Genomic DNA, 21,308 nt, shown 5'->3' with positions numbered 1-21,308 from the left:
TTTAATTTTTAATTTTTAATTTTTAATTGATTCCATGTCCCTAATTCCTCCCTACCTCATTATCTTCACCATTGCCCTAGTGATTATCCCTTCCCTAGGCGCAATTCTCTTAAGGATGGCACTCCATTTACATCTTACCCTCCTTGCCCAAAAAGTACGCCGACTAATTCACTGGCAACCCCTAAAACGCAAACCAGACATTATTGACTATGTAGAACAACGGTATGCAGAATCCATTGCTCGCTTAGAACAAGTCAACACTGGAGCGCTGATTGACCAAGTGTACAGTCAAGAACAAGTTCTATTTTTATCCTGCGATCAAATTGAATATTTGGGGCGCATTTTACCCAACTTGTTATTATCAGTTGGACTGCTGGGCACATTTATCGGCATCACCTTAAATCTAACTGCCTTAAGTGAAACCATCAGTAACACCACCGCCATTGATATTAACAGTTTATTGGAGGCTCTGCAACAACCCTTGCAAGGTATGGGGATTGCCTTTTTCACTAGCTTAGTCTCCATTTTATTCAGTGCTGTCTTAACTGTCGTCAATGGGTTGTTTAACACGGGGATCGCCAAAACCAAATTTGTTGATGCCCTCGAAGACTATCTCGATAACGTTTATCTGCAAACCTTAGAACATAATACCCGATTTGACCGCATTATTCAAGGCATGAATCACTCCTTTGAAGGCTTCTTAAACCGGTTTGGTCAAATGGTGAGCGCCTCCGTAGAATTAGCCCTCAAAGAAAAAATGGAAGAGTTAGTCTATGAAAACCATCGCGCCGCAGAACTGGCGGAAAAAGTCTATAGTCGATTAACAGAATCCACCTTAACCATTAGTCAAAGTACCGAAGAATTTAAGCAATCTGCCGATCATTTTTTAGCCGTTGCCGAACGGTTAGAAAATAGTCCTTTCCCGCAAAGTTTAGCCACAGCCACTAATAGTTTAGGACAACTTCAGCGCGGGTTCGATCAGTCAATTAATAGCTTAACGACTTCTGTGCAAACCATTGAAATTGCTGCCTTAGAATTACAAAGTTATAGCAAACGCTTGGCTAAATTTGGCGATCAGATGAGCCAAAGTCATGTTACTTCCCTAAAGGTGATTGAAACCCAACAACAAAGTCAACAATCTCTTCAGAATATGATTGCCCAATTGCAAACCGGGACTCAGGGCTTTCAAATGGCAGTCAAAGCAGTGGATCAACTACAACGACGCACGATTGCAAAAGCGGAAGATTTAGATGAATTGCAAACCGAACTTAAGCAAGTGGTGACTGCCTTAAATCAGGTGACTCGCGCCATTGGGCAGGGGATGGAAAATTTTGGGACTCAGGTGACAACTTCAGCACAGATTCAGGATAATATGAAACAAATGAAGGAAACTCAGACGGAACTGCTCAGACTGCGCCGCGCCCTAGAAAGTACAGGAAATAGGGAATAGGATAAATCTGCTTTTACCCAATTACCAGCGCGAAGCGCTATATATCATGACTCGTCGTAAATCTCGTTCCCTAGCCACTGAAGAAGATCTGAAAATTTGGACAGCGTTTACGGATTTGATGTCCAATGCGTTCATGATTTTAACGTTGTTTTTGCTGTTGGCGTTAATTAAATCGTTTTTTCTGAAATCGGTTTCTGATGCCAATGTGACGCGATCGCAGGAATTAGAGTCCCAATTGGCGAATCTACAATTAGAGTTAGATAGCAGAACCAGTGCTGTGCAAGGGTTAGAAGGTCAAGTAGCGAACCTGCAAGATCAATTGCAACGGCGGGAAAATGTGGTGCAAAAGCTGCAAGGGGAAATCGAACGGTTAAAATCGCCTCCGGTGATTGTGTTGCGGGAGTCTCAAGCGCGAAGTTTTCCGTCTGGAACTGCTGAACTTTCACCGGATTTCCAAGAGTACATTTTAGAGGATTTGGTGACGCAGATTGAAAGTTTTGCCCAAAACTATCAGGGCTATGTGGTAGAGGTGATTGGCCATACGGATGGTCAAGAGAATAGTGGCAGTGCGAGTAATTTAGACCGAGTTTTGGATGATGTGGTGGAAGGGAGTGCGTCGGTTTCTCGGTTAAATCCGGGATCGAATGCGGATTTGGGGTTGATGCGTGCGGTTGCGGTGGTGAAGGTGTTGGAAAGTAATCCCCGGTTGCAGTCGATGGGGTTACAGTTTAAGGCGTATTCTGCGGCTCAATTGTATGGGGTTTCGGGTGATTTTTCGCCAGCAGATGGTCGAGATAATCCCAGACGCAGACGGATTGAGATTCGGTTTACTCCTCCTGCGGTGGAGCGGTAACCAAATCAATTAACGACATCAATGAACGATAGAGTAAAGTTTCTTTCTGGAGATAGATGGCTTGACGCTGAGAATTATTGCTAGAGACAGATGCCGATCCCCCCTATTTTGAGATTCAATATTATGCAGATATGCCTGTCATTGAATTTCATGCAAGTGAATTTTAGTGGGGGCGATCGGATGTAATTTATAGATGAAGGATACTATGGCTAATCAAACAGATACTTCTAGTAACATTCAAGGACATCAAGTGACCCCGGAAGAAGTTTCTTACCGAAAGGGCTATCTTGAGGGACAAGAAGAGGAGCGTAAACGGAGTGAAGCCAAATGGATTCAGGCTCAGAAAGAGGCGGGTCATACAGCGAGTAATGGAGCATCAGTTGGGATATTTACGGGTCTGTTAATCGCTGTGATTTCAGTGGTGTTAGGAGGTTCGGTTTATTATTTCCTGCGAAGTCAAGAACCGGTTTCACAAGATACCCCTGAAGTTATTGAAGCATTGCCTGATGTTAATTTGCCGGATGTCCAGGTTCCAGATATTGATATTGAGACCCCTGATGTGTTGAATCCCAGTCAGGAGTCAACAGATTCGACTTCGACAGATTCGACTTCGACACAGCCGACTAATCCTGAATCTGAGGGACAAAACCAGGAGTCAGGGAATACCCAGTAGAGTCTTTGCGAAGTCCTGGCGATCGCCTATACCCTAATGATTGGGTATATGATCTAAGAACAGATGGAGATCAAGGAAATGGTAACGACAACGACGGAATTTAAGAGTGTGTATGGGCCGGTGGTTTCTTGGCGTTATGGGCGATCGCTAGGCATAGACCCGATTGGCCAAACCTCGGTTTGTTCATTTAATTGCGTCTATTGTCAGTTAGGAGAGATTGAGATTGTGACGCAAAAGCGGGCGATTTATGTGCCGACGGACACGATTCTGAGTGATTTACAGGGGTTTGCTCCTTGGGATGTGGATGTGGTTACCCTCAGTGGTAGTGGTGAACCGACCTTAGCCTTAAATTTAGGGGACATTTTGCAAGGGATTAAGGAAATGACCCAAAGACCGACGCTGGTGCTAACGAATGGTACGCTATTGGATAATCCGCAGGTTCAAGCCGATTTAAGATATTGCGATCGCCTTTCCCTTAAACTTGATGCGATCGCCTCTTTACCCCTCAACCGCGTCAATCGTCCCGTAGACGGCTTAGATTTAGACAAAATGTGGCAAGGAATGCTCGACTTTCGCCAACAGTATAGCGGAGAAATTGGCGTACAAACCATGATTTTGACTCCATGGGATCGAGACACCCGCCATGAGTATATCGAGATGATGAAAGCCTTATCTCCGGTAGAAATTCAACTCAACACTCCCTCCCGTCCGAAACCCGTCAAGCGGCAATTAGATGGCCGTGGAAATCATTATGATGACCGGTCTTATGAGGTGAAACGCTTGAAATGTGTGGAGCCAGAAGTGTTGCAAAGGTTTGCCGAAGAAATCGAGCAAGAGACTAAGATCCCCGTGCGCTATCGAGGGTAAGTTATTTTACAGAAGCTGGGGAGGAAGAGCGATCGCCTCTTGTCGAGCGATCGCCCCTTCATATCAAGTCCGGTTAATGGGTCAAGAAGCGGGCAAGATGCCCGCACTCCTGGAATCGGTTGATATTACTGGAGTGGGAGCGTCTCGCTCCCTAGATTTTTAATTATGGTGTTTAACCGGACTTAATATCAACGACAATCTAAGAGAGTCCGACTAACTTTTCACTCAACTCCCATAGGCGCTTGGCCTTTTCTATATCACTTCCTTCGGCTGAAAGTTCTTGCGCGAAAGCTTGGCGGCCTTCTTTTTGCCGGTTTCCCCAACTCCAATGGACTCCAGATTGTTGATATTCTGGCTCGGCCATCACATCGGCAACCCGTTCTCCAGCTAATTCCTGGGAAACATAGCCACCGGTAATATTCTTTTGGAAGAGGGGGAAAATCTTACGGAAGAGAGGATAATGGTTGCGGAACAGAGGTGTATCTGCCACACATCCAGGATAGAGGGAATTGAACACAATTTGAGTCGATTCATAATAGCGGCGATGAAGCTCGCGGGTAATCAGCATATTACAAAGTTTGCTATCTTTGTAGGCTTTTCCCGACTTAAATTTCTGGCCATCAATCATGGAAATCGGCGCTTTAAATCCTTGTTCCAATCCTTTCATATCCCCTAAATCTGGAGGCGCAGGAATGGGGATTTTACCGCCCAACTCTTTCGTATTGGCTGTAACCGTTCCCAGGATAATCAGGCGACGATTGGAGAATTTCGACTGAATCAGATCGTCTAGGAGCAGGTTGCACAACAGAAAATGACCGAGGTGGTTGGTGGCAACACTGATTTCATAGCCATCTGGCGATCGCTCAGGTTCCTTGAGTAAGGGGAGATACACCGCCGCATTACACAGCAGCACATCTAGAGCGCGTTTACTTTCATGGAAAGTGTTCACAAAGTTACGCACGCTCTCTAAACTTGCCAGATCTAGCTGCATAACCGTATATGCATCCTTGGGGATGTCCAGTTCCCTAGCCGCCGCTTCCGCCTTCTCTAGGTTACGACAAGCCATGATCACATGCCAGTTATCCCGTTTAGCCAAGGCTTGAGTTGCGTATAAGCCGACTCCAGAGGATGCGCCTGTGATGATTGCAGTTAAGTTACGTTGTTGTCCCATATGGTTGATTAAACTCGATTGACCCAAGTGGGTGAGATATAGGTCTAGATTTATTAGGATACAGCGCTTCGGGCGGTAATGGGTAATCGGTAATGGGTAATCCCTCATGGCAATGGGTAATCGGTAATCGGAAAATAGACTAAACTCGCATGTCTATTATGTAGTTTTTCCATGATTAACCTGAATATTAAAAACTCGCTATAATAGAATTGGGTAACTCAGTTTTTTGATGCGCCCCGGCTCTGATCCCATTCTCAGAACTGGCTACATATCAGACCGTACTGTTTAGTTAAAATCAAATTAATCTATTCTTAACATGAGCCAAATTCTTGATTCCTTGTCTACAACCGATTCTCAGCGTTTAGTTTGTAGCTATAAAAATACCGGTGAATCGATTCAGATTGCCCGGATTTCCAATATTCCCAATTGGTATTTTGAACGGGTGGTATTCCCCCAAGAATATCTGTTATTTGAAGCCCCTCCATCCGCCAATCTGGAAATTTATCAAGAGGATGAGCCAGAAAGCGTTAAGTTGGTTAATGAAATAGTCTGCGATCGCCTCTGCATGGGCGAACCCGAACCCCTCCCCGTTTAAATCTGACCCCTAAAGCCTTATCATAAGCGGAAGACACTAAGGGCCCCAACAACGGATGCAAGCGAATTCGACCTTATTCACTCCTGGCACATTACCCGATCGCATTAGCCAACAAACTCAGTATGCCTTAAGGTGCGGGGCCCTGCATCCCATTCTCACCGACTACGAAATCATCGAAGACCAGGGGATTCCGTTTCTCGTTAGAATTATTTCTAACTTAGCTCGTAAAGAAGCCCAAAAACGCCAACAACAAAGCTCTTCAGAGTCTAGCAAACCCGTTAATCCATTTCTACCCTGCGATCGCAACCTCTTCGTCAGCGACATCTCCCCCACCCACCACTGTCTGCTCAACAAATACAACGTCGTAGATCGCCATATCCTGATCGTTACCCGTGAGTTTGAACCCCAGTACAATTGGCTCACCCTTGCTGATTTTCAAGCCTTGTGGTTTGCCCTCGCCGAAATCGACGGCCTCGGATTTTACAATGGTGGAATCGATGCGGGCGCAAGTCAACTCCACAAACACCTGCAACTCGTTCCCCTCCCCCTCATTCCCCAAGGCATTGCCATTCCCATCGAGACCGTATTCGACCTCAAACAGCCTCAGAGCAGCCCTTATCAGAGCCATCAACTGCCCTTTCCCCATGCTATTAGCTTTTTTGACCCTCAGACAGTTAACAGCCCAGAAAACGCCGCCCAGGTCAGCCTGAACCACTACCATCAGCTCCTGCGGCACGTCGGACGCTTAGAGCAAGACAACCCAGGAATTCAACAAACCGGAGCCTATAATTTACTCATCACTCGCCGATGGATGATGGTCATTCCCCGCTCCCAGGACTCTTGGCACTCCATTTCTGTCAATTCCCTCGGCTTTGCGGGAGCCTTATTAGTGCGAGATGCTCAACAATTAGCAGAACTTAAAATGCTAGGGTTAATGAATCTACTACAGCAAGTTTCAGGACTATAAAGTTAGAGGAGAAAATCATGGAATTTATCAGCCCCAAAACCGATTTTGCCTTTAAGCGTATCTTTGGTTCCCAACAAAGTAAAGATATCCTCATTAGCTTCTTAAACGCCCTCATCTATGAAGGTCGCTCAGAAATTACTGACCTAGACATTATCGATCCTTCTAATCAAAGTGAGATTAGAATCATCAAAGACAGCTATCTCGATGTCAAAGCCATCTTAAGCAACGGCACAACGGTACTGATCGAAATGCAGTTATACAATACCCCTGCATTCAAAAAGCGAGTCTTATATAACTGTGCTAAAACCTATGGCAATCAACTCAGTGTTGCCCAAAGCTATACCCGACTGCAACCGGTGATTTCCCTAACGATTGTGGATTTTCCTCTGTTTCCAAAGGTTGACCCCATTATCACGCAGTTTTGCTTAAAGGAAAAAAAATTATCATTCGACTATCCGGGCGAACAGATAGAACTCATTTTTGTAGAATTGCAAAAATTTAATAAATCACTGGAAGAATTGGAAACATTGACTGACAAATGGATTTATTTTATGAAAGAAGCACCTAATTTACAGATGATTCCCAGTCGTCTAGAAGAAGTGGCCGAAATTGGTAAAGCTCTAGAAATTGCTAATCGAGCTAATTTAAGCCCAAAGGAAGCAGAAGAGTTACACCAAAATGAAATCTGGCTACTAGACCAGCAAGGTTACGCGGTGCAAGCGAGAATAGATGGACTTGCACAGGGACGCGAAGAGGGACGCGAAGAGGGAGAATTTTCGGGACAACTGAAATTAATCTTGCGATTACTCGAACAGCGTTTTGGGGAACTAGAACCGACTCTGAAAGCCCAGATTGAAGCGTTATCGTTGTCTGAGTTAGAGTTACTGGGTGTGGCTATTTTTCAATTAACCACTCTAGACGATTTATCCCATTGGTTAGCCGAAAATAGTGGGTAGGGTGGGCAGACTCTTTTGGTCAAAATCCAATACAGCACGATAGTTGGCTAGGGATGGTCTACATCATTTTCATCTGTTGTTTCTGTTGAATAGGATGAAGAAGATTCTGCTGCTCGTTGGGTTTGCTCCTCTCCTTTGCCATAAATTAGGCGTAAGGGAGTGGGGGAAGTTGGGGCTTTTTTCGGTTCTCCTCGGCGACGTTCTGAGGTGCGCTCTTCGGCGGTGTTTTCGGCAATGACTTCATAGAGGATGGCTTGTTTATTTTTTTGGGAACCTTTCCGCAAGACTCGCCCTAACCGTTGAATATATTCGCGCTTAGATGCGGTTCCGGAGAGGATGATGGCGATGCGGGCATCGGGAACATCAACGCCTTCATTTAAAACGTGGGAAGCGACTAGGATTTTATATTCGCCGTGACGAAAACGGGTGAGAATATGATGGCGTTCTTTGACGGGGGTTTGGTGGGTAATGGCGGGAATGAGGAGGGTTTGGGAGATCTGATAAACGGTGGCGTTATCGGCGGTGAAAATGAGGATTTTTTCGGGATAATGTTGGCTGAGGAGGTCTTGAAGGACGCGGAGTTTGCTGTCGGTGGAAAGGGCGATCGCCTTGGCTTCGCGATGGGCTAACATCGCTCTACGACCCTCCGAAGAGCGACAACTAGCGCGGACAAAGAGTTGCCAGCCTTTCACGGAACCGAGGAAAATATTAGACGATCGCAGAAATTGATTCCGCTCTTCAATTAATGCCTCATATCGCTGCTTCTCCTGTTGCGAGAGCTTCACCTTAATTTGCACCACCTCATGGTGCGCTAAAGCCTTACCTGATAACTCTTGCGCCGTTTTCTGATACACCGTCTCCCCCAACAAAAAGGCTAAATCTCGATGTCGTCCATCTGCTCGCTCCAAAGTTGCCGTTAAACCCAACCGATAGGGGGCGATCGCATATTCAGCGATCGCTCGACTAAACTCCGTCGGTAAATGATGACACTCATCGCAGATCAGCAACCCATAGCGAGACCCCAGAGCCTCCGCATGAATCGCCGCACTATCATAAGTTGCCACAAGGACAGGAGAGCGATCGCGCGATCCACCCCCCAACAAACCCACCTCCACATCCGGAAACGCCGCCTTCAGATGGGCATACCATTGATGCATCAAATCCAACGTCGGCACAACAATCAACGTCGTCCTAGGCGTAATCTGCATCGCCAACTGCGCCAAATAGGTCTTTCCCGCAGCCGTCGGCAGAACCACCACCCCCTGACGTTGGGCATCCCGCCACGCTTGCAGCGCCTCCACCTGGTGGGGATAGGGAGTCATTTCCAAAGCTGGGATCAACTCCACTGGATAAAATTCCTTTGCCCGGTCTTCAAATACCGCCTCCTCCTCCCATAACGTTTCCAGTAACCGGCGATAATGAATCGCCAAAATACGAAACTTTTCCACCCGGTCATCCCAAGTGGCATAATCAACCCAACTTGTGCCCCTCGGTGGGGGATGCAAAATTAATGTGCCGCGATCGTAAGTTAACTTGGGAATACGAGTCATAAATTCACCCGTCTAGAAATCATTAAACCATGCCTCTTTCCCTCGATCGCCTCAAAAAATCCATCCTCCCCCTCGGTCTTAGTGTAGCCCTATATGCTTGCCAGACTCCACCTGCTCCCGTTACCGAAACTCCCACACCTAGCCCTTCCAGCACCCCAGTAGCCAACTTTGAAGGCGTAACCCTAACCGTTTTAACCGAAGTTGGCCCCACCATATACGAACCCCTCAACCGTCGTGCCCCCGACTTCGAGCGTCTCACCGGAGTGAAGATTAACATCATCACCGTTCCCTTTGGTCAACTCTATCAAACCATTTTGGACGACTTAAGCCAAGGGACAAAACAATACGACCTGATCGTATTTGCGCCCCAATGGATGGTCGATTTTGCCGCCCCCGGATACTTAGAAGAATTAGACAATTACATCGCCAACGACCCCGCCCTAGAATGGAACGATATCGCCCCCTTTTTCCGAGAATTTAGCGCCACCTACGACGGGAAAACCTACACCATACCCCTTGATGGCGACTTTCAAATGGTCTACTATCGCTCCGACCTCCTCGAACAAGCAGGACTCAACCCCCCCAAAACCTGGGATGACTATCTAGAAATCGCCCAAACCTTCCACGGAAAAGACCTTAATGGCGATGGAGAACCCGACTATGGCTCCTGTATGTCCAAGAAACCCAACGCCCAATCTTACTGGATGTTTGGCTCCATTCTCAGTCCCTTTATCCAAAATCAAGGCACTCGTCAAGGCATATTTTTCGAGCCAGAAACCATGAAACCCTTGGTCAATAATCAAGCCTTTGCTAGAGCCTTAGAAATTTATAAACAAACCACCCAATATGCCCCTGCCAATGAATTAGAGCTAACCACCCATGAAGTTCACCCCTTATTTGCCTCTGGACGCTGTGCCCTTACCTTAGATTGGGGAGATACAGGAACGATTGTGATTAACCCAGAAATTTCCCAAGTCATTGATAAAGTAGGTGCAGATATTGCCCCAGGTTCGCGGGAAGTCTTAGACCGAGAAACCGGAGAATTAGTAACCTGTGATAAAGTGACTTGTCCCTATGCGATCGATAGTGTCAATCACGCGCCCTATGCTGCCTTTGGGGGATGGTCAGGTGCGGTCAATTCGGATAGTGACGAAAGCCGCAAGAAGGCGGCCTATGCTTTTTTATCTTATATGAGTCAACCCGCACAAGCCAATGTGGATGTTACCATTGGCGGAACCGGATTTAATCCCTATCGCTTTTCCCAATATTCTCAACAAAAATTGTGGATCGATGCAGGAATGAGTACCGAAGCGGCCCAGAGATATTTAGCTGCAATTGGTTTAAGTTTGAGTAGTGCCAATGTGGTGTTAGATTTGCGCGTTCCTTACAATAACCGCTATCAACAGGAAGTTTTAGATCCAGTCCTAGGAGCCTATCTTAGAGATGAAATTACAACCGAAGAAGCCATAGGACAAATTGAACAAGGCTGGGAAAAAATTACCAACGAAGTGGGACGAGAGGCGCAAAAAAAAGCTTATAAAGCGAGTATCGGAGTTCAATAAACATAAAAACGATACAGAAACAAGAGAATATTCTAAACCTAAAAAGCGATCTCCCCTACTGTTTTCTCAAGGAAAAGACTATGATACGGTGATTAGGGAATCCTAACCCGTAATTATTCTTTCTTCATCCCTAAAAATATTGATTCTTTAGGGCTTAAGCCTAATCGAGGTAGGTAAAATATACAGCCATGTTACTCCACTCTTTCCCTTGTTTTCCACAATTAGATCGCCTAAAAAAATCTATCCTACCTGTAGGATTAAGTTTAGCCCTGTGCGCCTGTAATCCCAATACTACCCCCCCCCCGCCTCCAGTGGCTGAACCTCCCTCGGAGAGCCTTTCTAACCCTCCTGAACCATCCCTCGAAGGCGTAACCCTAACCGTTTTAACCGAAGTTGGCCCCACCATATACGAACCCCTCAACCGTCGTGCGCCAGACTTTGAGCGACTCACGGGAGCAACAATCAATGTGATGACTGTTCCCTTTGGCCAACTCTATCAAACCATTCTCGACGACTTAAGCCAAGGGACAAAACAATATGACTTAATTGTATTTGCGCCCCAGTGGATGGTCGATTTTGCCGCCCCCGGATACTTAGAAGAATTAGACAATTACATCGCCAACGACCCCGCCCTAGAATGGAGCGATATCGCCCCCTTTTTCCGAGAATTTAGCGCCACCTACGACGGAAAAACCTACACCATACCCCTCGATGGCGACTTTCAAATGGTCTACTATCGCTCCGACCTCCTCGAACAAGCAGGACTCAACCCCCCCAAAACCTGGGATGACTATCTAGAAATCGCCCAAACCTTTGACGGAAAAGACCTCAATGGCGATGGTGAACCCGACTATGGCTCCTGTATTGCCAAAAAACCGAACTCCCATGCCTATTGGATGTTTGGCTCCATTCTCAGCCCCTTTGTTCAAAATCAAGGCACTCGCCAAGGGATGTTTTTTGACCCAGAAACCATGAAACCCTTGGTCAACAATGAAGCCTTTACTAAAGCCTTAGAAATTTATAAACAAACGACCCAATACGGGCCGCCCAATGAACCCAATCTGGCTATCCATGACGTACGTGATTTGTTTGCGTCCGGTCGCTGTGCCCTCACCTTAGATTGGGGAGATACCGGCACAATTATCATTGACCCAGAAATTTCCCAAGTGATAGATAAAGTCGGTGCAGACATCACTCCCGGTTCGCGGGAAATTCTAGACCGAGAAACTGGAGAATTAGTCCCCTGCGATAAAGTGACTTGTCCTTATGCCATTAATGGTATTAACCATGCTCCCTATGCTGCCTTTGGTGGATGGTCGGGAGCGGTGAATGCTGCCAGTGATGAGCGCCGTAAAGAAGCAGCCTATCGTTTTTTATCTTATATGAGTCAACCCGCCCAATCCAATGTCGATGTGACCATCGGTGCAACTGGGTTTAATCCCTATCGCTTTTCCCAATACTCCCAGCTCAACTTATGGTTAGAAGCGGGAATGAGTGAAGCAACAGCGCAGAAATATCTAGGGGCAATTGGATTAAGTTTGAGCAGTGCCAATGTGGTGTTAGATTTGCGCGTTCCCTACAATAACCGCTATCAACAGGAAGTCTTAGATCGGGTGCTGGCAGCTTATCTCAGGGATGAAATCAGCACAGACCAAGCCATGGCAGAGATTGAACAAGGCTGGGAAAAGATTACTGATGACGTGGGACGAGAGGCCCAAGGACAAGCCTATCAAGCCACGATTGGGGTTAAATAGCCTTGGGGGTTCCACAGAGGAGGGAAAATTGTGTTAATTTCTATGGCTCGATGGTCAAAAGTGACTCAAAGCTGGAGTTTAAGCGCCAAGTTAACAGCGGCCTATTCTTTGCTGATTACCCTAGTGGCAGGTTCACTGACGTTGAGCTTATATCTACAATTTCAAAGGGCCCAACGGCAAGCGATTAAGGAGCGTTTACACGATATTACTGCCTTGTCGGTTCCCCAGATCGATAGTGATTTTCATGCTCTGATTGTTACGCCTAGCGATCGCGTCAGCTCCTATTATCAGATCACCCAACAGCGACTTCAAGAGATTCAAGCCATGAGCGACTCCATTAAGCGGATCTATACGCTCCGGGAAACCAAGGAAGGGGAAATCGCAGTCATCATGGATTATGCCCCACCTCCTGCCTCTATCCGCACCATAGGCACGCCCTTAACGCCCGTAACTCCCCTATTGGCAGATAGTTTAGAAAATATTCAAGAACCGAAGGTAGAGAGCCAGTTTTTCACCAATGCTAGGGGAGAATTGGTGGTTTATGGCTATGCTCCCATTATCAACTCCATTGGTCGCCCCGACGGAATTTTAGCCATTGAACTCGATGCTACCCCCGTCAGAGAGAGCGAATATCGAGCGCGGGCGATCGCCTCCATCACCTTTTTCATCACCCTCCCCCTCGCTCTCCTCCTCGGATGGATATTAGCTCGCCATCTTACCGCCCCCATTGCTGAATTAGTAGAAGCAGTAGAACGGGTTGCTCAAGGCGATCGAGACACCCACGTTGAAGTCCGCAGTCAAGATGAAGTCGGCATCTTAGCCCAAACCTTCAACCACATGAGTCGCCAACTCAAAACCTCCTTTGAAACCCTCGAAGCCAAAGTTGTCCAACGCACCGCCCAACTCGCCCAAGCCAATCAAGAAATCACCGCCCTCAATCACCGCCTACAACAAGAAAATGTACGGATGGGAGCCGAATTAGAAGTCACCCGTAAACTTCAACAAATGATTCTGCCTAAACCCGAAGAACTCAGTAAAGTTCTGGGTTTAGAAATTGCCGGATACATGAAACCCGCCGCCGAAGTGGGTGGCGATTATTACGATGTTCTTGAACAGGAGGGACGCATCAAAATTGGTATTGGCGATGTCACCGGCCATGGCTTAGAAAGTGGCGTAGTCATGATTATGGTACAAGCTGCCGTCCGTGCCCTACTTGCCAACAACGAAACCGATCCCGTTAGATTTTTAAATGCCCTCAATCGCACCATTTATAATAACGTTGAGCGCATGAAAACGGATAAAAACTTAACATTTATGCTCCTGGATTATCACGAAGGAATCCTAAAGCTCAGTGGCCAACATGAAGAGCTAATTCTTGTGCGTGCAGGAGGCATCATTGAACGCATAGATACCATAGATCTAGGGTTTCCTATTGGTTTAGATTCTGATATTTCCTCCTTTATCGCCGAGGAAAAAATCCACTTAAATCCCGGAGATATAGTCGTTCTTTATACTGATGGAGTGACGGAAGCAGAGAATGAAGATGGAGTACACTATGGAGTACATCGTCTGTGCGAAGTTCTCAGTCAAAATTGGCAAAAGTCCGCCGAAGCCATTCGACAAGATATCATCAAAGACATCTTGCGTCATATTGACCAACAGAAAATCTATGACGATATCACCTTATTGGTGCTAAAGCAACGACAACCTTCATACTGATAAAATAGAGCCTATGAGTCTTGAATCTTCCGTCGAGTCTACTCTGTCCTATTCTGGAACGTTTACGGCTATGGATGTTTCCCCTCAATCTCTCCGTCAATATCAACAAGAGATTGAACAGTTTCGTCAAGAAATTGCCCTTCTGAAACAAGAAAAATATGATTTAGAAATCCTCTTAGAAAATACCGTCGATCATTCAGATACGGTAGAAGCGTTTCTCCATGAATCTAATCGGCAACTGCGGGCAGAAATTTTAGAGCGCAAGCAAATCGAAAAAGAACTCGAACGCTCAAAAATTGAACTTCAGCGTCTTCTGGAAATAGTTTCTAGGGATAAAGAAGATTTAGAAATTATTTTAGAGACCATTACCGAGCATGGAGATTTTATTGAAGAACAAAGCCATAAAGAAAGCATTCATGATGGTTTAACTCAATTATATAACCGTCACTACCTTGAAGAAGTCCTAGAAAGAGAACTCGATCATGCTCGCCGGAATCACTCCTGCTTAGGGTTAGTGATGCTTGATATTGATTATTTTAAGGTGTTTAACGATACGTTTGGCCATGACGCAGGGGATAAAGTGCTACAAGCAGTCAGCCAGTGTTTACAGGAGCAAGTTAAACAGATTGGACTGGCCTTTCGGTATGGTGGGGAAGAATTAACCCTGATCCTACCTCATCGCCATCTAGAGGAAACCGCCCACTTGGCCGAACAAGTACGCCAAGAGGTTAAAGATCTTGAGCTTCATCATCAAGGACAACGGTTAGCCCCAGTCACTATCTCCGTAGGCGTTGCTTGCTATCCTCTTCATGGCTCAACCCCTTCAGAATTGATGAAAGCGGCTGATGTGGCTTTGTACCAAGCCAAAAACCAAGGACGCGATCGCGTCATCCTTGCCCCTTAAATTCCCCGATCTCAACTGAAATATCCATAGTACAATAAACAAGTCCTATCCTATATCCCCCAATTTTAGGAGAAGAAGTTACGATCTATACATTGATATTAACCCAGTAGAGTGATAAAAATGGTCAAAGGTGAACTCAAACATGGCAGAAATTTTTGGTGACTACATCGATAACTTACCGGAAAGTCCAGAATACTTAATTATTGGATTTTCACCCAGCTCTGTTCCCTTGAAACAGCGTTGGCGCAACAACGGCTTATCCGCCGACTTTCTGGCTGACTACCTGACCACCTTTTTCCCCGCTAAAGATGATATTACAGAACAACAACAAGCGGAAGTTAAAAGTGCGGTCAGCTACATTGCCAACGAGTTACTAGAAAATGCCATGAAGTTTAATGATGAAACTTCAGAATTTCCCATCAGCATTCGCCTTCAAGTCCGATCGGATGAAATCCTATTCATCATCTCCAATAGTATTCCCCCTAGCCATGTCGATCGATTTCAAAGTTTCTTGCGTAAAATAGAACAAGTCGATCCGGGTACTTTGTACGTTGAACAATTGGAAAAAAGTGTCCAAGAAGAGGAAAGTACCAATTCTGGATTAGGATTGTTGACCATGCTCAACGACTATTTAGCCAAACTCGGATGGAAATTTGAAACCGTTCCAGATTATCCAGGAGTAATTAAAGTAACGACTATGGTACAATTGCCCATTTAAGCGGTTTTATCATCGATCATTTTTAGTCCTGTTGAAGACCATACAGCAGCCATCATATATCTAAACAGCAAGGAGAATAAATGAATGACTACTGAACCCATTGAAAGCATTAAAACGGAAGAATATACAGTAGACTATGATAAAGAAACGACCACCATTAGTTTTCAAGGCTCTCTTCGTTTGAGTGGTATGGAGGAATATGCCCCGATTGTTAATATTTTAGAAACGATCGCCAACCAAGAACCTCCTGCGATCACGTTAAATCTCCTTGAATTAGAATTTTTGAATAGTTCAGGGATTAGTATGCTCTCTAAATTTGTGATCAAAATACGTCAGAAAAAAGAGATCAACATGGTTGTCAAAGGATCAAAAAGTATTCCTTGGCAAGGAAAATCTCTGAAAAATTTACAACGGTTAATGCCTTCGTTAACCTTAGAAATTGAATAAACCATTTGGACTTGGGTTATGCTCCCTCAATCTCATCGTGAATTTGTTGGTTATGGCCAGAATCCTCCCAATCCTCGATGGCCAAATCAAGCGCAAATTGCGATTCAGTTTGTGATTAATTACGAAGAAGGTGGAGAAAACTGTATTCTTCATGGAGATTCCCATTCTGAATCGTTTCTCTCAGAAACCATTGGAGCGACTCCACTATACGGAGTTCGCGATATGAACATGGAATCGATCTATGAATATGGCAGCAGAGCAGGATTTTGGCGACTCCATCGCCTGTTTACCCAACGAGGAATACCTGTCACTGTCTATGGGGTAGCGATGGCCTTAGAGCGCAATCGGGAAGCTGTAGCTGCCATGAAACAAGCAGACTGGGAAATCGCCTCCCATGGTTATCGCTGGATTGACTATCAGTATATCAGTGAAGAAATCGAGCGGGAACATATCCAGAAAGCTATAGATATTCATACACAAGTTACTGGATCTCGTCCCTTGGGATGGTATACAGGTCGAGTGAGTCCCCAGACTCGTAAATTGGTGGTAGAAGCTGGGGGTTTTTTGTACGATGCTGATAGTTATGCCGATGATTTACCCTACTGGATTATGGAGTATGGCGCACCCCATTTAGTCATTCCTTATACTCTAGATACTAATGATATGCGGTTTGCCACTTACCAAGGGTTTAATAGTGGGGATCAATTTTTTACTTATCTGCGAGATGCCTTTGAGCTGTTGTACGCAGAAGGGGAAGAGAGTCCGAAAATGCTCAGTATTGGTCTCCATTGTCGATTAGCGGGAAGACCGGGACGGGGGGCTGCTTTAGCTCGTTTTTTAGATTATGTACAACAACAGGAGCGAGTTTGGATTTGTCGTCGGGTTGATATTGCCCGTCATTGGCATAAATATCATTATCCCGAAGATCATGATCCTAATTATTAGAGCGATGAAGATGTTTCTAAGCATCAGGGTTTCGCTGTTCATAGAATCTACAGGTAGAACAGGGGCCTTCTGGATAGACTGCACAACGAATTAATTCAGATAAGGCATTAAAGCGACAACGACTATCGCCAATAATCCACCGCCCATTGACTAAACTTTGTTCGCTGGGAGGGGAGGAGGGTTGAACATAGAGGGCAATTTGATGTAAGCGATATTGGCCGGATTTGAGGGTATAGCGATGACGACGTTCTAGAACGGTATAGGTTTTGCCTTCAAGATGAAGATAGTTTCCGGGTTGTGGAGTCCAGTCCAGTTGAATTTTGCCCAGGGGCTGGCGGGAATGGGTGAGGATGATTTCTGTGGGCAATGAATCAGGTTCCATTGATAATCGTGTAATCTGCGTACAACAATCTTTTACGGTATCGCATTGAATGGGTTATGACAGTCTAGATTTTAGATTTTTTATCAAATCTAGACGAACTTAAGCCATAATCTGGGATATCCGGATGATGGCAATGGCCATGAGAAGGGTCTAAATATAAATTTTTAGTCGATTATCAACAGCGATCGCAGAAGGGGAATTATGGTAGCACATAAATTGGGATTAGGGTTCTGGAAAGCCGTGTTAGGCTTAGGTTTGACTTTGGGGTTGAATGCAACGGGGTTGCCGTCTCAAGGTATGGAGATCGATCGAGGTCAGGTGGTTGAGTCTATGCCTATGGCTGCGATGAGCGGTTGGCAGAGTGCCTGGTTTCCGGTGGAGAATTTTGTCGAATATACCTCTGGCTTTGGGCCTCGTTCTGGAGGCTATCACTATGGTTTAGATTTGGCGGCTCCCTATGGCAGCTATATTCGCAATTGGTGGACAGGACGAGTGGTGGAAGTGTGGGAGGATAATCGCTGTGGTACGGGAATTGTGATTGAGTCGGGATATTGGGAGCATATTTATTGCCATGTGAAGGGACGGGTGGGAACCCATCAAGGCCGTCCCTATTTAATCGATCAGGGAGGGGGGATTGTTCTTTGGGAAGGTCAGATGGTGAATTCTGGCGATCGCATTGGTAGAGTGGGTATGACGGGACGAACGAGTGGCCCCCATTTGCATTGGGGCTTGAAATACGCTGGTCAATGGGTCGATCCCGGTATGATTTTATTGGCCATGTCTCAATCCCGAATTGCTGGACGTTAATTTTTCTATCTGCCCTAAAAAAAAGCCCCAAGGATCTTGACCCCTAGGACTCTCAAACCTTTATTCTTGGATCTATTATAACATTAGATGGTTAATCATGACCCGATGGCGATCGCCAGTAATCCAAAACTTCACTGGCGTTAAACCCGCGATATTGTAGATAACGGTACACTTTAGCTTGGGTTTGGCGATCGAGGTCAGTCCAATCGGTAATTTTATACTTGCGTTCCACTTTGGCTTGTAAGGCTTGGGTTTCAGCTAAATCGTCTGCAGGTTCGGGTTGCTGATGCCAAACTTGTTCAAAGGTTTCTGGGGAAATCCCTTTGTTTAAACATTTACGACGAATGCCCGCTTTTCCGTATTTGCCTTTGCCGCCTTCAATCAAGTTGCTGGCTAATCGTCGATCCGATTGATAGCCTAAATCCTGTAAGTGGGCGATCACCTCCGTAATTTCCTCAAGAGAAAAGCCCTTATCTTGGGCTTTTTTTTCCAGTTCTTTAACGCTATAATCTCGGCGAGAGAGAAGAAGATTTAAGTAAGTCTGACAAGTCATAGTTGAAGGAAGAAAATCAGCAACAATAGGGGGCGTATTTTTTCTTGACTTTATTTTAAGTCTCAGTTCTTGACGAATCCGACCGATTATTGCTCTAATAACAAATACGACCTTCGGTAAAAGCTTATGACTTCTTTACCTTATACGCCGCCTCCTCGGAAGCAGGCAACGCCTTCTGAACCGACGAAGAGCCAAACAGCAAATGAAACGGCCGCTCCCTCTCAGAAGTATTCGCCTTCTGTCCCGATTTCAGTGTATCGGGATTTAGCCAGTGAGGTGAAAGAAAAGCAAGTCATGCTCGATAGTCTACAACAGCAGAATCAACAACTGGTTCAGCAAAATCAACAGTTGCGGGGGGAAATCGAGCAGTTAGTGCGCTCAGTCGTGCGCCTGCAACAGATTGCCCATGCCTATGAACCGAGTATAGCGGTTGCGCCGCCTTCCCCGCTTCGCCAAGCTGGGTCTGAATCGTTAACCTCAGAACCGACGTTTACGCCAGAATCGAGGGTGGAGAACCCCCCGGCTGCTGCACCCGAATCGGAAGATAGCGATCCGCCGGTCGATTTACCCCCTTCTCCAGAGGATTTACCCTTATTTAGCGAAGAGCAACAACGCCCCTATCCCCATCCTAGCGCCCCAGAACGTTCCTCTGACCTGAATGGTATTGGTTTGGCGATCGCCATCTTTGTCATTGCGGCTATGGCAGGAACAGCTAGCTTTCTTATTGTGCGCCCCTTGATTGGAGAAGGCAATCCAAAGTAAATTTCGTAAAGCATGTAACAAAATTCTATTGCCAACGGGTGATAGTAAAATGCAGTCCTAGTCAAGTCTATTTGATTAACGAACCCTTAAGGAGTTAAAACCTTGAAGAAAATTGAAGCAATTATCCGTCCGTTCAAACTGGATGAAGTGAAGATTGCCTTAGTCAATGCCGGTATTGTGGGGATGACGGTTTCTGAAGTCCGAGGTTTCGGACGGCAGAAGGGTCAAACGGAGCGATATCGGGGTTCTGAATACACGGTTGAGTTTTTGCAAAAACTCTTGCTCAAAGTGGTGGTGGATGATAATCAAGTCGATCTAGTCGTCGAGAAAATTATCAGTGCTGCTCGTACAGGCGAAATTGGAGATGGGAAAATCTTTATTTCTCCTGTGGAAAGGGTGGTTCGCATTAGAACCGGAGAGTCTGACTACGAGGCAATCTAAGAGGGTGATTGCAGTGAGCTGATGACAGCAGTGGAGAGTTACAGCATTTTCCTTGCTCTATGCCGTACATTGCGATCCCCCAACTCCCCTTAAAACAGGGGGCAGTAAAAGTCCGCCTCTTGGAACGGGGGATCTTAAAGGTGTTGTATCTCATTACCGTGCCAAGGGCTGTATCGCTTATCGCTGAGGCTGACTCCGTGAAGGCTCTTATGGGTATGCTTCCAGCCTGAACCGATCCTCAGCCAGATGTCCACCGCTCGATTACTCGCAATTGCCAGCTATGGCGCTCAGAGAAATGACTCTGAGCGCTTGAGTTTCTTTAGGGTGAATGGCTTAGTGCCAGAGCTGTTGAAATTGAGGTAAAAAGACCTTAAAGGCTTCTCCCCGATGGGAAAGATGATGTTTCATCTCTGGGGTGAATTCGGCGAAGGTACGTTGATGTTGGGGAAGATAGAAAATGGGATCGTAGCCAAATCCGGCGTTTCCTCTGGGGGCTTGGAGAATTTCACCGGGACAAATGCCTTCGCTACTGAGGACGATGTTTCCAGAGGGATCGGCAAGGGCGATCGCACAAACAAAGTGAGCGCGGCGATTTTCTTCATGGGCTAATTCCTTGAGAACTCGCTCAATCCGTTCGGTATCCGTATTACCATAACGAGCAGAATAGATGCCTGGAGCGCCGTTAAGCGCATCAATGGCGAGTCCAGAGTCATCGGCGATCGCCCATTCTCCCGTGGCTTTAGCCACGTCTGAGGCTTTTAAGCAGGCATTTTCTACAAACGTATCCCCCGTTTCTTCGACTTCTAATTCTGGGGGTTTGGGCAGAAAGTTAATATCGAGCGACTCAAAATAGGCTTTAATTTCTTCTAATTTACCGGGGTTGCTCGTGGCGACGACCAGAGATTTCATGGCACAGTTACAGATAAGGAACTAGAAACCGGGAAGCGTGGCAGGCAAGTATGGCACTGCCCACCGTTTCCACCCCATTATTCTAATTCATCGGGATTAATGCCCATTTGTCGCAAGCGATCGGCGAGTTTTTCTGCTCTTTGGCGCTCAGTGTCTGCCCTTTGGCGTTCAGTGTCTGCCCGTTGGCGTTCCTGCTCGGCTTCTTGTTCTAGGGTTTTCAGTTTCTCTTGCTCGGCTTTAATTAACCCTTCTACTAAGGGCGGATTCAGCAGTTCTTGTACTGATACAACCCAGTCTGGAAACTGAGGGGATACAATGGTATC

At 46.0% G+C, this 21,308-nt stretch carries 22 protein-coding genes and 1 pseudogene; 17 read left to right on the top strand and 6 right to left on the bottom strand.

The genetic code is table 11. The features are described 5' to 3' along the window. Window positions 1-34: 34 nt before the first annotated feature. From PJF56_RS07660 to PJF56_RS07645, 4 genes are all read left to right on the top strand, one after another. Entirely contained in the window at window positions 35-1,450 is a 1,416-nt protein-coding gene (locus tag PJF56_RS07660; RefSeq protein ID WP_283762063.1) for a hypothetical protein, read from the top strand. 46 nt (window positions 1,451-1,496) lie between these two features. Further along, window positions 1,497-2,303 (top strand): hypothetical protein, encoded by an 807-nt coding sequence (locus PJF56_RS07655; RefSeq protein ID WP_283762062.1) that lies wholly within the window; start codon window positions 1,497-1,499, stop codon window positions 2,301-2,303. 205 nt (window positions 2,304-2,508) lie between these two features. Next, window positions 2,509-2,976: a hypothetical protein gene (locus tag PJF56_RS07650; protein WP_283762061.1), complete on the top strand. Its 468-nt coding sequence runs from the start codon at window positions 2,509-2,511 to the stop codon at window positions 2,974-2,976. A gap of 78 nt (window positions 2,977-3,054) precedes the next feature. Continuing rightward, a complete protein-coding gene (locus PJF56_RS07645) occupies window positions 3,055-3,843 on the top strand; it encodes a radical SAM protein (protein ID WP_283762060.1) in 789 nt (262 codons plus the stop codon). A 199-nt stretch (window positions 3,844-4,042) separates the two neighbouring features. On the opposite strand, the gene PJF56_RS07640 is transcribed toward PJF56_RS07645, so the two are convergent. Then, window positions 4,043-5,014 carry a protochlorophyllide reductase gene (locus PJF56_RS07640; RefSeq protein WP_347179480.1) on the bottom strand — a complete coding sequence of 324 codons (972 nt, stop codon included), beginning with the start codon at window positions 5,012-5,014 and terminating at the stop codon, window positions 4,043-4,045. Window positions 5,015-5,330: 316 nt separating this feature from the next. Between PJF56_RS07640 and PJF56_RS07635 the strand changes: the two genes are divergently transcribed. Genes PJF56_RS07635 through PJF56_RS07625 form a run of 3 tightly spaced genes read left to right on the top strand, consistent with a single transcriptional unit; the run spans window position 5,331 to window position 7,532 of the window. Then, window positions 5,331-5,609: a DUF1830 domain-containing protein gene (locus PJF56_RS07635; RefSeq protein WP_283762058.1), complete on the top strand. Its 279-nt coding sequence runs from the start codon at window positions 5,331-5,333 to the stop codon at window positions 5,607-5,609. 55 nt (window positions 5,610-5,664) lie between these two features. Then, window positions 5,665-6,576, top strand: a complete 912-nt coding sequence (locus tag PJF56_RS07630) for an ATP adenylyltransferase family protein (protein WP_283762057.1) — start codon at window positions 5,665-5,667, stop codon at window positions 6,574-6,576. A gap of 17 nt (window positions 6,577-6,593) precedes the next feature. Continuing rightward, the gene (locus PJF56_RS07625) at window positions 6,594-7,532 is read left to right on the top strand and encodes an Rpn family recombination-promoting nuclease/putative transposase (RefSeq protein WP_283762056.1); all 939 of its coding nucleotides are present in this window, start codon (window positions 6,594-6,596) and stop codon (window positions 7,530-7,532) included. 47 nt (window positions 7,533-7,579) lie between these two features. Here PJF56_RS07625 and PJF56_RS07620 read toward each other — a convergent pair whose 3' ends face one another. Then, entirely contained in the window at window positions 7,580-9,082 is a 1,503-nt protein-coding gene (locus PJF56_RS07620) for a DEAD/DEAH box helicase (protein ID WP_283762055.1), read from the bottom strand. A 29-nt stretch (window positions 9,083-9,111) separates the two neighbouring features. On the opposite strand from PJF56_RS07620, the gene PJF56_RS07615 reads away from it, so the two are divergent. The 7 genes from PJF56_RS07615 to puuE all read left to right on the top strand — a co-directional run bounded on the left by PJF56_RS07615 (window position 9,112) and on the right by puuE (window position 17,131). After that, on the top strand, window positions 9,112-10,644 hold the full coding sequence (locus tag PJF56_RS07615; protein WP_283762054.1) for an ABC transporter substrate-binding protein: 1,533 nt from the start codon (window positions 9,112-9,114) through the stop codon (window positions 10,642-10,644). A gap of 188 nt (window positions 10,645-10,832) precedes the next feature. After that, window positions 10,833-12,398, top strand: a complete 1,566-nt coding sequence (locus PJF56_RS07610; protein ID WP_283762053.1) for an ABC transporter substrate-binding protein — start codon at window positions 10,833-10,835, stop codon at window positions 12,396-12,398. A 30-nt stretch (window positions 12,399-12,428) separates the two neighbouring features. Next, complete coding sequence (locus tag PJF56_RS07605; protein WP_283762052.1) at window positions 12,429-14,117, top strand: SpoIIE family protein phosphatase; 1,689 nt, start codon at window positions 12,429-12,431, stop codon at window positions 14,115-14,117. Window positions 14,118-14,130: 13 nt separating this feature from the next. Beyond that, window positions 14,131-15,021 carry a GGDEF domain-containing protein gene (locus PJF56_RS07600; RefSeq protein WP_283762051.1) on the top strand — a complete coding sequence of 297 codons (891 nt, stop codon included), beginning with the start codon at window positions 14,131-14,133 and terminating at the stop codon, window positions 15,019-15,021. Between the two features lie 142 nt (window positions 15,022-15,163). Beyond that, window positions 15,164-15,739 (top strand): slr1658 family protein, encoded by a 576-nt coding sequence (locus PJF56_RS07595; RefSeq protein WP_283762050.1) that lies wholly within the window; start codon window positions 15,164-15,166, stop codon window positions 15,737-15,739. An 84-nt stretch (window positions 15,740-15,823) separates the two neighbouring features. Continuing rightward, complete coding sequence (locus PJF56_RS07590) at window positions 15,824-16,186, top strand: slr1659 superfamily regulator (RefSeq protein ID WP_283762049.1); 363 nt, start codon at window positions 15,824-15,826, stop codon at window positions 16,184-16,186. An 18-nt stretch (window positions 16,187-16,204) separates the two neighbouring features. Beyond that, window positions 16,205-17,131 (top strand): allantoinase PuuE, encoded by a 927-nt coding sequence (gene puuE / locus PJF56_RS07585; protein WP_283762048.1) that lies wholly within the window; start codon window positions 16,205-16,207, stop codon window positions 17,129-17,131. A 16-nt stretch (window positions 17,132-17,147) separates the two neighbouring features. Here the strand turns inward: puuE and PJF56_RS07580 are convergent, their stop codons facing one another. After that, window positions 17,148-17,513 carry a DUF6464 family protein gene (locus PJF56_RS07580; RefSeq protein WP_283762047.1) on the bottom strand — a complete coding sequence of 122 codons (366 nt, stop codon included), beginning with the start codon at window positions 17,511-17,513 and terminating at the stop codon, window positions 17,148-17,150. Between the two features lie 297 nt (window positions 17,514-17,810). Between PJF56_RS07580 and PJF56_RS07575 the strand changes: the two genes are divergently transcribed. Then, window positions 17,811-18,320: a M23 family metallopeptidase gene (locus PJF56_RS07575; protein ID WP_430540876.1), complete on the top strand. Its 510-nt coding sequence runs from the start codon at window positions 17,811-17,813 to the stop codon at window positions 18,318-18,320. Between the two features lie 91 nt (window positions 18,321-18,411). Here PJF56_RS07575 and PJF56_RS07570 read toward each other — a convergent pair whose 3' ends face one another. Beyond that, window positions 18,412-18,873 (bottom strand): regulatory protein RecX, encoded by a 462-nt coding sequence (locus tag PJF56_RS07570; RefSeq protein WP_283762045.1) that lies wholly within the window; start codon window positions 18,871-18,873, stop codon window positions 18,412-18,414. Between the two features lie 126 nt (window positions 18,874-18,999). On the opposite strand from PJF56_RS07570, the gene PJF56_RS07565 reads away from it, so the two are divergent. Next, entirely contained in the window at window positions 19,000-19,635 is a 636-nt protein-coding gene (locus PJF56_RS07565) for a hypothetical protein (RefSeq protein WP_283762044.1), read from the top strand. Window positions 19,636-19,737: 102 nt separating this feature from the next. Continuing rightward, complete coding sequence (locus PJF56_RS07560) at window positions 19,738-20,076, top strand: P-II family nitrogen regulator (protein ID WP_283762043.1); 339 nt, start codon at window positions 19,738-19,740, stop codon at window positions 20,074-20,076. 333 nt (window positions 20,077-20,409) lie between these two features. On the opposite strand, the gene rdgB is transcribed toward PJF56_RS07560, so the two are convergent. Together rdgB and PJF56_RS07550 are read right to left on the bottom strand one after the other, a co-directional pair. Then, window positions 20,410-20,985 (bottom strand): RdgB/HAM1 family non-canonical purine NTP pyrophosphatase, encoded by a 576-nt coding sequence (rdgB, locus tag PJF56_RS07555; RefSeq protein WP_283762042.1) that lies wholly within the window; start codon window positions 20,983-20,985, stop codon window positions 20,410-20,412. 77 nt (window positions 20,986-21,062) lie between these two features. Next, window positions 21,063-21,308, bottom strand: a pseudogene (locus tag PJF56_RS07550) (Uma2 family endonuclease); the annotation flags it as partial.

The sequence above is a fragment of the Roseofilum halophilum BLCC-M91 genome (assembly GCF_030068445.1).
In the GTDB taxonomy this organism is placed as follows: Bacteria; Cyanobacteriota; Cyanobacteriia; order Cyanobacteriales; family Desertifilaceae; genus Roseofilum; species Roseofilum halophilum.
The sequence above is the reverse complement of the archived record's forward strand: the minus strand, read 5'-3'. Positions and strand labels throughout refer to the sequence as shown.